The following is a 14228-nucleotide window of genomic DNA, read 5'->3' as shown; positions in this document are numbered from 1 at the left end:
GCGTTGAGGAGGAGCGATGCGCCGGCAGAAAAAGTTCTACGCCTGGGGCTATGCCGATGAAGACCTTTCGCCCGGGGAGATAGCGCCCTGGGAGGCCGAGATCGCCAAGCGCTACGGCATCGCGGCGTTCGACGTCACGCCGCCGCCCAGACCGGAAGAGTTCACGTTGCGGCCATCCAGGGTCAGCGTGCCCGCCTCGCTGCAGTCGCTGGTGCAGACCGACCACCTGACGCGGCTCGAGCACAGCTACGGCAAGGCAGCCTTCGATGCGATCCGCATGTTCATGCGCTCGGTCCCCCAGCCGCCCGACGCCGTGGCCTTCCCGGAGAGCGAGCAGGACGTCGTGCGGGTCCTCGACTGGTGCGACGGGATCGGCGCCACCGTCATCCCCTATGGCGGGGGCAGCTCGGTCGTGAAGGGCATCGAGCCGCCGGCATCCGCGGACAAGGTCGTGACCATCTCGACCCGCCATATGGACAAGGTGCTCGAGGTCGACCCGGTGAGCCAGGCGGCACGTATCCAGGCCGGCATCTATGGTCCGGCGATCGAGGACCAGCTGCGCGCCACGCCCTTCACCATGCGTCACTACATGCAGGCCTATCGCTGCTCGACGCTCGGCGGCTGGATCGCCACGCGCTCGGGCGGCCACTACGCCACGCTCTACACCCACATCGACGATTTCGTCGAAAGCATCCGCATGGTGGCGCCGACCGGTGCGCTGGAGACCCGCCGCCTGCCGGGCTCGGGCGCAGGGCCGAGTCCGGACCGCCTGATCCTGGGATCTGAAGGCATCTTCGGCATCATCACCGAGGCCTGGGTCCGCCTGCGCAGGAAGCCGACCTTTCGCGCGTCGGCGTCGGTGCGGTTCAGGGACTTCTACACCGGCGCCGACGCCGTCCGGACCATCACCCAGGCCGGGCTCTACCCCGCCAACTGTCGTCTGCTCGAAGCACGCGAGGCGCTGCCCGGCGTGCCTTGGGACAACGAGCAGGCGGTCCTGGTGCTCGGCTTCGAATCAGGCAACCACCCGCTGGACGCCTGGATGGCGCGCGCGATCGAGATCTGCGGCGACCATGGTGGCGTCGTCGATCCGGCTGACCCCGACGACGAGAATGCCCATCGCTCCGGCGCCGCCGGCGCCTGGCGGAACCGCTTCATCCGGGCGCCGCACTATAGCGAGCATGCGGTGGCGCGCGGCATCATGTCCTCGACCTTCGAGACATCGATGACATGGGAGCGCTTTCGCGACTTCCACCAGAAGATCACCGCGATCACCAGGGACACGATCCGGCGCGTCACCGGCCGCGACGGCACCGTGACCTGCCGCTTCACGCACGTCTATCCCGACGGGCCCTGCCTCTACTTCACCTTCGGCGGCCTTCTCGACAAGCGCCGCCAGCTCGAGCAGTTCATGGACGTCCTGACCACCTGCACCGCCGCGACGGTGGAGCATGGTGGGACCACCACCCATCATCATGCCGTCGGCCGGTTCCATCGGCCGTTCTACGACAGGCAACGCCCCGAGCTGTTCGCCCGCGCACTGCGCGGCGCCAAGCGCGAGCTCGATCCCAAGGGCCTGATGAATCCCGGCGTCCTGATCGACCCCTGAGCCGGATCGTCAGCGCATGTTGCCGGTATGCCCGAGCGAGTAGCGGCCGGGCAGTGGCCAGACGGCGAGCCCGTGCGGCTCGCGGCCGACCTTGACCTGGTCGACAGCGCCGGTCGCGGTATCGAAACGATAGACCACATTGTCGAACCGGCCCGACAGCCAGAGATATTTGCCGTCGGCCGAGACGTTGCCCATGTCCGGGCTGCCGCCGCCGGGGATCGGCCAGTTGGCCACCACCTCCTGCGTCGCGAAGTCGATCACCGACACGCTGCCCTTGCCGTGGCGCGGCCCCAGCATCTTGTTGCTGCCGCGGTTGGCGACATAAAGGAGCTTGCCGTCGCGGCTGGGATAGAGCCCATGTGCGCCGATGCCGGTCGGGATGAAGCCGACCTGGCGGAACGAGACGCCGTCGACGATGTGCACGCCGTCGGCCAGCATGTCCGCGACGTAGAACAGCCTGCCGTCGGGCGAGATGCGAACGTCCTGGGGCATGCCGCGCGAGGCGCAGATGGCACCGCCCAGCTCCAGCGAGTCGCTCACGATCGCTGGCTTCTTCTCGAACACCTCGAGCTGCGCGACGACGTCGGGACGCTGGTAGAACGGCGTCAGCACCAGCGTACCGATGACGCTGTGGTTCACCATGTCGATCTTGGTGACGGCACCGTCGAACTCGCAGGTGAAGAGCGCATAGGTGCCGTCGATCGAGAAATCGGCATGGTTGACGCCGCCGCATTTGGGCACTGGGATCGAGAACTCGAGCTTCATCGTCCGCGGATCGCGGAAGTCGAGCCGCCGGTACTCCTCGGCGACGACGATCGCGTAGCGGCCATCGGGCGTCCAATAGAGGTTGTAGGGATCGTCGACCGCGACCGGCTCGCCCGGCTTGCCGGTCAGCGGATCGACCGGCGTCAGGCTGCCGTCGGTGCGGCCCTCGGCGTTGTTGGCGACCCACAGCGTCCTGAGATCCCATGACGGCACCACATGCTGCGGGTTGATGCCCACCTTGAAGGTGTCGACGACCTGCAGGGTCGCCGGATCGATCACGGTCACGTTGTTGCCGCGGCGGTTGGGAACATAGATGCGCGGCAGCGCGCCTTCGACCGCGGGACTCATCTTGTCGGCCGCGGTCTCGCTGTAGAGGTTGCTCGGGTCGATCACCGGCGGCATGCCCGGGATGGTGACGATCGGCTGGGCGGCGGCGGGCGCTTGCGGGCTCGTTTGTGCCGCGGCCCACCATCCCGCCAAGACGACCGCCAGGGCGGGGAGGGCAACAAGACGTTTCATTTTCATGGATTCACTGCTTATCCAGCCGCGCCTTTCTGATCGCCGTCACAGTCTCGTCGACGATGAGGTCGACACCAAGCTGGCCGAGCGCGGCGCTGGCCCGCCGCGGATCGCCGGCAACGCCGCTCTTCGCCCCCTGCGCCGCGGCAAGGCGGTCGAGCCGCACCATCGCCGGATCGGTGGCAAGCTCCAGCGAGGTGTCGGCGAGCCCGGCATGGGTACCGATCTCCGCATCGCTCAGGCCCTTGGCCCGCAGCGCCCGCACATAGGCCGTTTGAGCGGCACCGTAGTAAGCCGCGATGAAATGCGCCCGGGCGCCGCTTGCGGTCCACAAATGGTTCAAATGGTCGGCCACTTCCTTGAGCAGCGTCTGATAGCCGCCATGATCGCCGATCAGCACGATGTGCGTGAACCCGGCCCGCTTGAGACTCTCCGCCGCGCCTTCGAGCACGCCCTTGAACGCCGTCGCGGACACCGAGATCGTGCCGGGAAAGCGCATATGGCCGGTAGGCGGCGAAATACTACCCTCCGGTACGTAAGCCACCACCGGCGCCACCAGCGTGTCTCCCAGGCGCGTGGCGATGCGGCCGGCCAGCACCTTCACCCGGGCATTGTGCTTGCCGAGCGCGAGATGGGGGCCGCTTTGCTCGGTGCCGCCGACCGGCACGATGACGGTCGTGGTCCCGGCCGCCAGCGCGTCGCGCAGCTCGGTCCAGGTCAGCTCTTCGAGATAGGGGCTGGGCAGCGCGGCCCGCGCGGCCGGAGCGCCGGCGCCGAGACAGAAGGCGAGAAAAATCACCAAGCCGAACGCAGCGCGCATCAACGCCTCTCCTCGGGCGGACAGCCTTCTACGCTATCGCCTTCCGGGCCGCCAGTGCCGGTCGTTGCCCGACCCTGCGATACGAGCGCGCTCGTTCAGGGCCGCAGATGGCCAATCCAGCTCCCCAGCACCGCGCGTCCGGAACGGGTCAGCAACGCCGCGTGTCTGCAGCCGTCGGCGCGCAAGCGGCCGACATCGATCCCCTCGGCCGCGAGCTCCCCTGTATGTCCGATCAACCAGCGTTCGAACCGCGAAAGGTCGGCCTCGAGATGGAACTGCAGACCGAGCAGGCGAGCGCCGAGGCCGAACGCCTGGTTGGGCGTGATATCGGTCGACGCCAGGCGATGGCTGCCGGCGGGGAGGTCGAAGGTGTCGCCATGCCAATGCAATGCCGGGCTCGCCTCGCGCTCGAGGATCGCCAGGCAACTCGCCCGTCCGTCCGCCGTCAGCGTGACAGGCGCGAAGCCGATCTCCTTGGCCGATCCGGCGTAGACGCGCGCGCCGAGCGCCCGAGCGAGGAGCTGCGCCCCCAAGCAAATGCCCAGCACCGGCACGTCGCGCCGCAGGCTCTGCTCGATCAAGCGGAGTTCCTCGATCAGGAAGGGATAGCGACGGTCGTCGCAGGCGCTGATCGGGCCGCCCAATACGACCAGCAAATCTTCGGGAGCGAGTCGAAGGTCGCAGAGCCCGTCCACGCCGGCCTCGCGGTAGCTCACCTCGTACTGTTCGGCCGACAGCACGTCCGTCAGGAGCCCGAGGTCCTCGAAGGCGAGATGGCGCAGGGCGACAGCGCGCTTCATGCCGCCTTGCCCTGCAAGAACGCCGCGAACCGGCGGGCGGCACTGCGCGGCAGCGCATGGTCGGGAACGATCGAATAGAGCGGCTTGGAGAGCCGGCCGCCGCGCAGTCGGGCGGCCGCGAGCTGGCCGGCGGCGATCTCTTCGTGGACGGCGCTCGCGAGCGTCACAGAGACGCCGAGGCCTGCACGCACGGCCTGCTTCACCGCCTCGGTGCTGCCGAGCTGGAGGCTGGTCTTGAGCCGGGCGGCATCGATGCCCAGTCGCTCCTGCAGCAGCCGCGCCGTGCCGGTGCCGGGCTCGCCGCCGATCAAGGAGGCGTCCATCAGCATCGTCTTGTCGATCCACTGGCGGCGCGCCCACGGATGGCCGGGCGGAACGATGACCACGACCGGCTCATCGCGCCACACGGCGGCGTCGAAACCGGGCCGGCCATCCCACCACTCCATGAGCGCGATGTCGATCTCGGCTTCCTCGAGGCGGCGTGCCGTCTCGGGGTTGGAGCCGATCCGGATGTCGATCGGGCCAAGGTCGGAAACCTGTGGGCCAAAGGCGCTGACGAACGGCTGGAGAAGGTAGATGCCGATGTTGCTGCTGGCGCCGATGGCCAGTCCGCCGCCCGCGAGGCTCGCCTCGGCGCGGGCCGCGAGCCGCAGCAGGGCGCGGGCAAAGGGAAGGAAGCGGGTTCCTTCCGGGGTCGGACTGGCCTGCGTGCGCGACCGCGCGACCAGGCGGCGGCCGAGCGCATCCTCGAGCTTCCGGACATGTTGCGAGACAGTGGGCTGGGCGATGCCCCGCCGCGTCGCGGCGCTCTGGAAGGAGCCGGCCTCGATGACGGTGACGAAGGTGCGGACCTGTTCCAGATCGATCATGGCACAACGATACCGCGCGCCGCCGACGGCCGGTTCACGGCCCCGGCCGGAACCTGGCCGCGCAACGCATCGAGCAGGCTCGCCGCGGCTTGCAAGGCGATGTCGCGCCGGACGTCGTCGACCGCGGAGCCGAGATGCGGGGTGAAGAGCGTCCTGTCCTGCGCCGTGCGCAGCCTCTCGTCGAGGCCAGCCGGGCGACCTTCGATTGCCCAATCTTCGAAGGCGAAGACGTCGGCCGCGTAGCCGCCCAGCGCCCCGCTTTCGAGCGCGTCCGCGACCGCCGTCTCGTCGACGAGCGAGCCACGTGCAATGTTGATCAGGCAGGCGCCACGCTTGAGGCGCTCGAGGAAACGCGCATCGACCAGGCCGCGCGTGTCGGCGGCAAGCGGCAGGCCCAGGAGAACGAAGTCGCTTCGCCGCAGAAGCTCGTCGCGCGAGACGCAATGCAAGCGCAATGCATCTTCCTGGTCGGGCGAGAGCGGCACGCGGTCGGTATAGAGCAGCGTCGTCTGGAAGCCGGCGAGCCGCCGCGCCACGGCCTTGCCCACGGCGCCGACGCCGATCAGGCCGACCGTGCTGCCGTCGAGTCCGCGACCGTACAGGACCGGCCGCCAGCCACGGAACCGGCCGGACCGGACCAGCCTGTCGCCCGGCAGGATGTTGCGGGCGAGGCCGATCATCAGGCCGATCGCGAGTTCCGCGGTTGGGAGTGTCAGCCGGTCCGGCACGATGGTGAGCCACACGCCCTGCCGCTCGCAGGCCGCGACATCGAAATTGTCGTAGCCCTTCAGGGCGCAGGCGATGACCTTGAGATCCGGACACGCTCGCAAGAACCCCTCGTCGATGCGATCCGACATGAAGGCCATCAGCCCCTGCGCATCACGGCAACGGCGCCCGAGCTCGTCGGCCGGAAGGGCATCGCGCTCCTGGTGCGGCACTACCTCCGCGGCGCCCGCCAGGAAGGCGATCACCTCTGGATGGACCCAGCTTGACAGAACGATCTTCGGCATCATCTGATAACGTGATCTTTGATACCTTATATTATATATCGCAATACAAGGAAATGGCCATGGAGTTGCAGTTTCTGGGCTCGGGCGACGCGTTCGGCAGCGGCGGACGCTTCAACACCTGCTTCCTGGTGCGCGACCGGCAAGGCGCCTTCCTGATCGACTGCGGTGCGTCCTCGATGGTCGCGCTGCGCAAGTTCGGCGTCGATCCCAACGAGATTCGCGCCGTCATGGTCTCGCATCTGCACGGCGATCATTTCGGCGGCCTGCCGTTTTTCATCCTCGACGCGCAGCTCGTCAGCCGGCGCACCACACCGCTGGTCGTCGCCGGGCCGCCCGGCCTCGGGACCCGTCTGGCGGCCGCGATGGAGACGTTTTTTCCCGGCTCGAGCAGGGTCGAGCGGCGCTTCACCCTCGAGGTCCGCGAGATGCAGGTAGGCGAAACCAGCAACATCGAGGGCGCCGACGTGACGCCTTATCTCATGAAGCATCCCTGCGGCGCGCCGCCCTTCGCCTTGCGTATCGGCGTCGACGGCAAGGTCATCTGCTACTCGGGCGACACCGAATGGGTCGAGGCGCTGGGCGACGCGGCGCGCGGTGCGGATCTCTTTGTCGCCGAGGCCTATTTCAGGGACAAGAAGGTCAAGTTCCACCTCGACTATGAGACGCTCGTCGCGCACCTGCCGGCGATCGGCGCCAGACGCGTGATCCTGACCCATATGAGCCCCGACATGCTTGGCTGTCGCGAGGCGTTCGCCTGCGAAGCCGCCGAGGACGGCATGGTGGTCTCGATCTGACGCTACGCCGCCAGCGCCGGCCGCGCCTCGGCACGGCGATAGGACAGCGCCTCGGCGACATGCAGGCGGCGCACGGCATCCGAGCCGTCGAGATCGGCGAGCGTGCGTGCCACCCGCAGCGTGCGGTGCCAGGCGCGCGCCGAGAGGCCCAGCCGTTCGGCAGCACGCGTCAGCAAGGCACGTCCTTCGGCATCCGGCTCGGCGATGGCCGCGAGCAACGCACCGTCGGTATCGGCATTGCAGCGCGGCTTGCTCCAATGGCGGGCCCGCTCCGACAGGAGGCCGGCGCTGGGCTCGCTCTCGATCTCGACCAGCTTGCCCTTCCGGTCGAGCGCCGTCAGGCGGTCGCGCTGGACGGCGCGCGCCACGGCGACCCGGGCCGCCACGTCGGCCGAGCTTTCCGCCGGCGGCGGCAGCGCCAGATCGGCCGCGTCGACCGGCGGCACGTCGATGCAGAGATCGATGCGATCGAGCAGCGGCCCCGAGAGCTTGGCCTGGTAGTCGATGCCGCAGCGCGGCGCCCGTCCGCAGCCGCGCCCGGCTTCCATGAGATGCCCGCAGCGGCAGGGATTCATTGCCGCCACGAGCTGGAAGCGGGCCGGATAGGTGACGTGCGCCGCCGCGCGGGCGACAGTGATGCGACCGGTCTCGATCGGCTGGCGCAACGCCTCGAGGGTGGCGCGGCTGAATTCCGGCAACTCGTCGAGGAACAGCACACCATGATGGGCGAGCGACACCTCGCCCGGTTTGGCGCGCGCCCCACCGCCCACCAGGGCCTGCAGGGTCGCCGAATGATGCGGATCGCGAAAGGCGCGCCTTCGCGACAGCCTTCCGTCGCCCGTCTCGCCCGCCAGCGAACGCAGCATCGTCGCTTCCAGCGCCTCCTCCGCCTCGAGCGGCGGCAGGAGGCCCGGCAGGCGCGCCGCCAGCATCGACTTGCCCGAACCGGGTGGGCCAATCATCAGGAGATTGTGGCCGCCAGCCGCCGCGATCTCGAGCACGCGCTTGGCCGTCTCCTGGCCCTTGATCTCGGCGAGATCGGGGTAAGAGACCTCGTCCTCGGACACGAGCGCCTGCGGCGCCGGCAGGGTCTGCTGGCCGCGCAGTTGGTTGATCAGCGCCAGCAGGGTGGGCGCGGCGAGCACCGGCGGCCGATCGGGATCGTCCGCTGGCTGGAAGCCGCCCCAGGCAGCCTCGCCGCCGCAGGCGGCCGGACAGATGATGCCGCGTCCGGTCGACGCCGCAGCAATGGCGGCCGGCAGCACGCCCGGCACGCGCGTCAGGGAGCCATCGAGCGCAAGCTCGCCCAATGCAACGAAGCCCGCCACGCTCTCTCGGGTCACCACCCCCATCGCCACCAGGAGCCCGAGCGCGATCGGCAGGTCGTAGTGGCTGCCCTCCTTGGCGAGGTCGGCCGGCGAGAGATTGACCGTGATGCGTTGCGGCGGCAGGGCCAACCCCAAGGCGCGCAAGGCCGCCCGCACCCGCTCCCGACTCTCGCCGACCGCCTTGTCTGCAAGACCGACCACGGTGAAGGCGAGCTGTCCCGGCGCGATCATCACCTGGACATCGATCGGCAGCACATCCACACCCTGAAACGCCACCGTCCGCACCTTCGCCTGCATGCCCGTTCTCCGGCCTCTCGACGGGAACAAGTATAGAACGCATACACCATAAGTAAAGCTCGTATAGGTTGTATCGACTATCGACCTTCTCTTTGGTTCAATGACGGCCATGCGACGTCGACTGATTGGTCCCGTCTTGGCCGGCCTGTGGCCTTGGCCCTTCGCGATCGGAACCGCCCTTGCCTGGCCGGAACAGCCGATCCGCTTGATCGTGCCCTATGCGCCTGCAGGCGGTTCCGACATGATCGCACCCAACGGTGCGCCGACGGAGATCGTGGCGCGCCTGGACAAGCGGCTTGTCGATATCCTCACACCGAGTCCGGCTGAGCTGGCCGACCGCTGGACCGAGATCATCGCGAGGCGCGGGACCAAGCCCGAATGAGCGACTCCTCTCCCGATATCCTGATCGTAGGCGGCGGCATCGGCGGACTGGTGCTGGCGCTCAGCCTCCACCAGGCCGGCATTTCCTGCCGTGTCTTCGAGGCCGCGCCGCAGCTCCTGCCGCTCGGCGTAGGCATCAACCTGCTGCCGCACGCCATGCGCGAGCTTTCCGAGCTGGGCCTGGCCGACGAGCTTGCCCGGCACGCCATCGAGACGCGCGAGCTCCGCTACTACAGCCGTCACGGCCAGTTCATCCACAAGGAGCCGCGCGGCCGCTTCGCCGGCTACGACTGGGCGCAGCTCTCGATCCACCGCGCCGATCTGCACGAGGTACTGCTCGCGGCGACGCATGAGCGGCTGGGCGACGACGCCCTGCAGCTCGGCCACCGCTGTCTCCGCCTCGAGCAGGAGCCCGGCGCCGTCATCCTCCATTGCGACAATGGCGCCGCGTATCGCGGCCGGATCGCCATCGGCGCCGACGGCATCCACTCAGCCGTGCGCCGCCAGCTCTATCCGAACGAAGGGCCGCCCAGATACTCCGGCGTCAACATGTGGCGCGGCGCCACGCCCTGGCCCGCCTTTCTGGGCGGCGACATCATGGTCTCGACCGGCTGGCTGACCGTCGGCAAGACGGTGATCTACCCGATCCGCCGCGGCACCTCGGAGACCGACGGCCGGCCGCTGATCAACTGGGTCGCCGAGCTCGAGCGACCGCAGGTGGCGCGCCAGGACTGGACCGGCCGCGGGCGATTGTCCGACATGATGCCGGCCTTCGCCGGCCTCACCTTCGATTGGCTCGACGTCAGCGGCATGATCGAGAGCACGGAGGAGATCCTGGAATATCCGATGGTCGATCGCGATCCGCTGGAGCGCTGGAGCTTCGGTCGCGTCACACTTCTGGGCGACGCCGCCCATCCGATGTATCCGCGCGGCTCCAACGGCGCGAGCCAGGCCATCATCGACGCGCGTTGCCTCGCCGGGCAGATCAAGAAGCGCGGCGCGACGCCCGGGGCGCTCGTCGAGTATGAGGCTGTGCGCAATCCCGCCACCGCGCAGGTCGTGCTGACCAACCGCACCAACCCGCCCGATTCGATCCTGCGCGAGGTGTGGCAGCGCTCCGGCGGGCGACCGTTCGAGCGCATCGAGGACGTGATCTCGACCGCCGAGCTGCAGGCGATCCTGGACCGCTACCGCAAAGTATCCGGCTTCGATCGCGAGACGCTGCGCCGCCGACCGAGCTTCGTGTAGCTGCGATCAGCTACCGACGGCGGTCGACACGCACTTCTTGGTGAAGCTCGTCTTGGCCGCGCCAGCCAGCTTCTTGTCGGCGGCGGCGGTGTCGCACGCTTTCGTGGCATCGCTTTCGCATTTCTTCATGAAGCTCGTGAGTGCGGCGCCGGCCAGCTTCTTGTCCGCGGCTTGCGCCTTGCACGAGGGCGCCGCGGCCGGCGCGGTCGAGGTCTGTGCGAACGCGGACGCCGCAAGAACGCAAGCAAGGGCAGAGGCCGTGACCAGCATCGACTTCGTCATCTGTCGTCTCCTCTCCGTCTGCGGGCTCCCAGACCCGTGGCGCAACATCCCTTGCCGGTGGTGCGCTGTAAACGTCGAAGCGGCATTTGCAGAAGAAGTGTCATCCGGATTGCAACCGGGCTGAAACGGCATCGAAGGCAAGGCCCCTCTCCGGAACCGCCGGATCGATCCAGCGCGCGGCATGGCCGGTCTTGAAGAAGCCGGCTTCATCGAAAGCGGTGCGCGTCGCTTCGGCGTTCCGATAGTAGCCCGGCGTCACGTTCGGCCCCTTGACGCGCAGCTCGTAGCGATCGGCCATCGGCACGAGCTTGGCGCAAAGACCCGGCAGCGGCAGGCCGCGCGCGAAGCCGACGCCGGCCGTCTCCGCCATGCCCCATACGGCGGCGCCAGCGTCCGCTCGAAGCAGCGCTCGCGCGGTGCGCTCCATCGCGGCCGCCGCGGCGAGATTGCCGTGCGTGTTCACGACCGCCTTGAGCACTCCAGCCGAATCCGAAGCGCACAGGATGCTGGCCGGTGTGTCCGCGGTGATGTGCAGCTGTCGCTCGGCCACGGCGGCATCGACCGGGCAGTTGGCGAGCGCGCCATAGGCGAGGCCGCGCCGGCCATCCACCGTCACGATCTGCGCGCCGCCCGTCGCAGCGCGGTCGAGCATCCGAGCGCGCTCGCCGGAATCCTGCGCAAAGACCAGCGTCGGCTGCACGACATCAAGCGCCTCGTCCAGGCGACCCGGGTCGTCCGACGGCGAGTCGCCGGGCGAAAGCAGCGCGACCGCCAGGCCGGCTCGGGCTGCGCCGAGCCGAAAGAGCGCCTGCTCGAGGCTGTCGCCGGACAGGATCGCAGCCGGCGCGCTTTCCGGCCCATAACCCTGCGCGATCAGCCAGGAAGCGATGGCGCCGGTTCTCGCCCAGGCTCCCGCATGGCTGAGCCGCTGGGCGCGGAAAGGAGCACGCGGCCGCCGCTCGGCCGCGTGCCGAAGGTCGTCGATCGGCAACGGATAGTCGCGAGCAAGCGCGCGATCGGCCGACAGCAGCAGCACGCCATTGGCTCGGCGCTCGATCCTGAGCGCGAAAGGCGCTCGCTTGCTCACGGTCCGATCAGCCGCCTCTTCAGCTCGGCCGCCACCAGCCGATCGGCGAAGGCGGTGGGATGGCCGTCGTGGGCAATGGTGATCTTCGCCGACGGCAGACCGCTCATCAGATCGTTGACAGCCATGAGGTGGAGGCCGCGGTCGCGCAGCCCTTTCAGCACCGAGACCAGCATCAGCTGGTTGGCCGTGTTGTTGTCGAAACCCGGCCGCGACCGCTCGTCGGGCCAGGAATAAAGCACCAGCAGCGGGGCGTCGAACTTCTGCCGGGCAAGCTGCTGCAGGCGCAGCATGAGCGCGGTGAACAGCGCTCCCTGCCGCTCCTGGCGCTGGCCGATGCCGATCGCAGCGACGAAGGGAAAGTGGTCCCGGGCAAAGTGCTGCAGCCCCGCCACGGGGTGCGTCCAGCGATAATGATCGAACGAGCCGGTGAAGCGCGGCACGCCGTTTTCCAGCACGTAGCGCGGCGAGCGGCCAAGCCACGGCTCGTCCCCGGTGACGCGCGCCAGATGCGGCGGGATGATCCAGCTCACCACCGCCTTGATCGGCTGGCCTTTCAGCCAGTCGAGCCGGCCTGCCTCGAGCAGGCGCACGAACTGGTTCGGCCCATAGGACGGCGCCGAGAAGTTGACGATCCGCACCTTGAAATCGGCCTCCCGCGCGAACTGCGCCGGCAGCGTCTGGTCATCGTCGAGGCCGTGGCCGAACATGAAGGAGTCACCTACGAAGACATAGGTGTCGGCGCCGGGCGGCGCAGGCGGCGGGATTCGCGTGCCGCGCGGCGTGATGGTGTAGGTGACGTCGAACACCGTCTGCGCGCCATAGGTGGCCGTGACGGCGACCTTGGAATCGGGCCGCGGACGAAAGCCAAGATCGGGATCGGGTACGGTCCAGTCCTTCGGCTTGTAGGTCGTCACGAGGCCGGCCCCATGCGCCTCGGGCGAGACGAGACCGGCAAGGAGATCGAGCAGCCCGGCCGCCAGCGCCAGCGCCGCGATCAGCAGCGCCCCGCTGCGCCAGCCATTGCCGCGCAGCAGAACGACGCCGCCCAGCCCCAGCAGGGCCGCGAGACCGCAGACCAGGCCCGTCGACGGCAGAATCGTCGCGCCGACGGCCAGCAGGAGAGCCAGCCCCGCCGCGATCCCGAGATTTCGTCTGGTTGCCGCCATAGGGTAGGGTCGGCTGTACGGGTTCAGGAGGAAAACATCAATGGGCGGGCCTCTGCCGCTGACAGGACTTCGCGTGCTCGATCTGGCGAGCTTCATTGCCGGTCCGGTCGCCACCACGGTGATGGGCGATTACGGCGCGGAGGTGATCAAGATCGAGCCGCCGGGCGAGGGCGATCCGCAGCGCAAGCTCGGCCAGGCGCATTCGATCCCGCAGCATCCGGTGAACTTCTGCTGGCACCTCGTGAACCGCAACAAGCGCGCGATGGTGCTCGACCTCAAGCACGCCGAGGGCCGCGCCGTCTTCGATCGCCTCGTGAAGACGGCCGACGTGATGGTCGTGAACTTCCCGCTCAAGGTGCGCGAGCGTCTCAGGATGCGCTACGCCGACGTGGCGCCCCTCAACCCACGCCTGATCTACGCCTCGATGACCGGCTATGGCGAGCAGGGTCCGGACGCCGAGCAACCGGGTTTCGACTCGACCGCCTTCTTCGCCCGCTCGGGCCTGCTCGATGCGCTCACCTATGACGGCGGGCCACCTGCCTTCTCGCTGCCGGCGCAGGGCGACCAGATGGTCGGCATGAACCTCTTTGCCGCCATCAGCATGGCGCTGCTGCATCGCGAGCGCACCGGCAAGGGCAGCGAAGTCTCGACGTCCCTGCTGGCGGGCGGATTGTGGTCCAACGCCATGCTGGCGCAGGGCGCGCTGCTCGGCGCGTTCGTGGCGCCACGGCCGCCGCGCACCAAGCCCAGGAGCGCGCTCGCCAATCAGTACCGGACGTCGGACGGCCGCTGGATCCAGCTCACGATCGTGCGCGAGGAGAAGCTCTGGCCCGAGCTCTGCAAGGCGATGGAGCGCGAGGATCTGCTGGACGATCCGCGTTTTCAGACGACCGAGCTGCGGCGCGCCCATGCGCCCGAATTGGCGGCCCTTCTCGACCCGATCTTCGCCTCCCGGCCCTGGCCCGAATGGCGCACCCGCCTGCGCCGCCACGAGGTCACCTTCGGCCTGCTGGGCGTGCTGCGCGACGTGCCGGACGACGAGCAGGCCGTCGCCAACGGCGCGATCGTGAAGAGCGCCGTGGCCGAGATGCCACGCACCATCTCGGCGCCCATCCGGCTCTCGTTTGCGCCGGCCCCGAATGTTCCCGGCCCGGCGCCGGCGCACGGCCAGCACACCGACAAGATCCTGGCCGAGCTCGGTTACGGCACGGGCGAGATCGACCGCCTGCGCAAGAGCGGCGCGCTGGGCTGAG

The 14228-nt window shown here is 68.8% G+C and carries 14 protein-coding genes; 5 read left to right on the top strand and 9 right to left on the bottom strand.

Translation table 11 applies throughout. From position 1 onward, the window contains the following. The first annotated feature begins 16 nt into the window (after positions 1-16). The gene (locus OJF58_RS10405) at positions 17-1609 is read left to right on the top strand and encodes an FAD-binding oxidoreductase (RefSeq protein ID WP_300784050.1); all 1593 of its coding nucleotides are present in this window, start codon (positions 17-19) and stop codon (positions 1607-1609) included. Between the two features lie 9 nt (positions 1610-1618). Here the strand turns inward: OJF58_RS10405 and OJF58_RS10400 are convergent, their stop codons facing one another. The 5 genes from OJF58_RS10400 to OJF58_RS10380 form a co-directional block, all read right to left on the bottom strand. Then, positions 1619-2893, bottom strand: a complete 1275-nt coding sequence (locus tag OJF58_RS10400; RefSeq protein ID WP_300784048.1) for a YncE family protein — start codon at positions 2891-2893, stop codon at positions 1619-1621. 10 nt (positions 2894-2903) lie between these two features. Then, positions 2904-3713, bottom strand: a complete 810-nt coding sequence (locus OJF58_RS10395; RefSeq protein ID WP_300784046.1) for a creatininase family protein — start codon at positions 3711-3713, stop codon at positions 2904-2906. A 95-nt stretch (positions 3714-3808) separates the two neighbouring features. Beyond that, positions 3809-4513: a glutamine amidotransferase gene (locus OJF58_RS10390; protein WP_300784044.1), complete on the bottom strand. Its 705-nt coding sequence runs from the start codon at positions 4511-4513 to the stop codon at positions 3809-3811. Then, complete coding sequence (locus OJF58_RS10385) at positions 4510-5382, bottom strand: LysR family transcriptional regulator (protein ID WP_300784042.1); 873 nt, start codon at positions 5380-5382, stop codon at positions 4510-4512. The genes OJF58_RS10390 and OJF58_RS10385 overlap by 4 nt, the downstream gene beginning before the upstream one ends. Further along, positions 5379-6395 carry a phosphonate dehydrogenase gene (locus OJF58_RS10380; protein WP_300784040.1) on the bottom strand — a complete coding sequence of 339 codons (1017 nt, stop codon included), beginning with the start codon at positions 6393-6395 and terminating at the stop codon, positions 5379-5381. Before OJF58_RS10380 ends, OJF58_RS10385 begins: the two co-directional genes overlap by 4 nt. Before the next feature lie 56 nt (positions 6396-6451). On the opposite strand from OJF58_RS10380, the gene OJF58_RS10375 reads away from it, so the two are divergent. Next, the gene (locus OJF58_RS10375; protein WP_300785239.1) at positions 6452-7186 is read left to right on the top strand and encodes an MBL fold metallo-hydrolase; all 735 of its coding nucleotides are present in this window, start codon (positions 6452-6454) and stop codon (positions 7184-7186) included. Positions 7187-7188: 2 nt separating this feature from the next. Here the strand turns inward: OJF58_RS10375 and OJF58_RS10370 are convergent, their stop codons facing one another. Continuing rightward, entirely contained in the window at positions 7189-8811 is a 1623-nt protein-coding gene (locus tag OJF58_RS10370) for a YifB family Mg chelatase-like AAA ATPase (protein ID WP_300784038.1), read from the bottom strand. Positions 8812-9052: 241 nt separating this feature from the next. Between OJF58_RS10370 and OJF58_RS10365 the strand changes: the two genes are divergently transcribed. Together OJF58_RS10365 and OJF58_RS10360 are read left to right on the top strand one after the other, a co-directional pair. Beyond that, complete coding sequence (locus tag OJF58_RS10365; protein ID WP_300784036.1) at positions 9053-9193, top strand: hypothetical protein; 141 nt, start codon at positions 9053-9055, stop codon at positions 9191-9193. Continuing rightward, positions 9190-10440: a flavin-dependent oxidoreductase gene (locus tag OJF58_RS10360; protein ID WP_300784034.1), complete on the top strand. Its 1251-nt coding sequence runs from the start codon at positions 9190-9192 to the stop codon at positions 10438-10440. Before OJF58_RS10365 ends, OJF58_RS10360 begins: the two co-directional genes overlap by 4 nt. 6 nt (positions 10441-10446) lie before the next feature. Here the strand turns inward: OJF58_RS10360 and OJF58_RS10355 are convergent, their stop codons facing one another. From OJF58_RS10355 to OJF58_RS10345, 3 genes are all read right to left on the bottom strand, one after another. Continuing rightward, positions 10447-10710, bottom strand: coding sequence for a hypothetical protein (locus OJF58_RS10355; RefSeq protein WP_300784032.1), 264 nt, complete (start codon positions 10708-10710; stop codon positions 10447-10449). 112 nt (positions 10711-10822) lie between these two features. Beyond that, a complete protein-coding gene (locus OJF58_RS10350) occupies positions 10823-11809 on the bottom strand; it encodes an AMP-binding protein (RefSeq protein WP_300784030.1) in 987 nt (328 codons plus the stop codon). Next, the gene (locus OJF58_RS10345; protein WP_300784028.1) at positions 11806-12975 is read right to left on the bottom strand and encodes a hypothetical protein; all 1170 of its coding nucleotides are present in this window, start codon (positions 12973-12975) and stop codon (positions 11806-11808) included. The genes OJF58_RS10350 and OJF58_RS10345 overlap by 4 nt, the downstream gene beginning before the upstream one ends. Positions 12976-13015: 40 nt before the next feature. On the opposite strand from OJF58_RS10345, the gene OJF58_RS10340 reads away from it, so the two are divergent. Then, positions 13016-14227, top strand: a complete 1212-nt coding sequence (locus OJF58_RS10340) for a CoA transferase (RefSeq protein WP_300784026.1) — start codon at positions 13016-13018, stop codon at positions 14225-14227. Position 14228: the final 1 nt, after the last annotated feature.

It is taken from the genome of Enhydrobacter sp., from assembly GCF_030246845.1.
Classification (GTDB): Bacteria; Pseudomonadota; Alphaproteobacteria; order Reyranellales; family Reyranellaceae; genus Reyranella.
Note: the sequence above shows the minus strand (reverse complement) of the source record. Positions and strands in the feature narration are given on the sequence as shown.